Annotated in this window: 1 protein-coding gene; it reads right to left on the bottom strand. The window is 44.3% G+C overall.

Features of this window, described 5'->3' with window-relative positions:
• Positions 1–426: 426 nt before the first annotated feature.
• Positions 427–846, bottom strand: a 420-nt coding sequence (locus BLX24_RS33145) for a hypothetical protein (protein ID WP_177225993.1), incomplete at its 5' end; no start/stop codon positions are given.

The following is an 846-nucleotide window of genomic DNA, read 5'->3' as shown; positions in this document are numbered from 1 at the left end:
TTGGTATTCAGGGTCCTATCACCCGCAATAGCTTTACGTAATGTACTGGCCGGCAGTCCGGCTTCTTTTTCCAGGGCAGATGCCGACAATGCGGGATTGTGTTTTAGAAAGCGCACCACCTGTTCATGTGTGACCATAAGCGGGATTGATTTGTTATGGCACAAATATAGGGCAAATTGTAAAATTTTGTCTCGATTAAAGGGCGATATTTAAGCGCGTTCTTCTGGTTGGTTTTTAGGAAGGCAAACAGGAAAGTAGGAACTGAGTTTGTCTAAATAAAAGGGGGTAGTGATTTTTTGACTCAGCAATATAATCATGTGACCTGTAGGCATGGTATCAGTAACGTATATTCGCTTTTTGGGGAATTCGACAGGACGAATGCCTTAAACCTATACAGATTCATCATGTTATTGCCGGAAGAGAAAGTTACGGATTTACAGGGTTGGACCGGACATGTTTTAACCGATTTAAATCTAAAAAAAGAGTTGCTGGTTTATCACTGTCCTTGAAACTCAGTTGAAAACCATCACACAAAAGCTTTACAGGACTTACCAACATACCGGTTGATTCCTGCTCGCCCAGCTTGACTCTGAATTGCTGGCCTGAAAGATGGTTGATTGACAACGATTGATTGGTTTCCTCATTGCGGTATGTTCCGTTGATCCGGTCAAAAGCGAATCCCCGCCAGTCATGATGGCTGCGGCCTAATGTATAAGGAGCATGGGTGGGATGGTAAGCCGTCACCTGAAGATCTCCCGGCTGGTCTTCTGTAAATTCAAGCTTAAACCCCGGGTCGTTCAACTGGTGAAAAGTATTGGCCGACTCTCGTACGAGCTGAACGTCATT

Source organism: Arsenicibacter rosenii, from assembly GCF_001870735.1.
Taxonomy (GTDB): Bacteria; Bacteroidota; Bacteroidia; order Cytophagales; family Spirosomataceae; genus Arsenicibacter; species Arsenicibacter rosenii.
The sequence above is the reverse complement of the archived record's forward strand: the minus strand, read 5'-3'. Positions and strand labels throughout refer to the sequence as shown.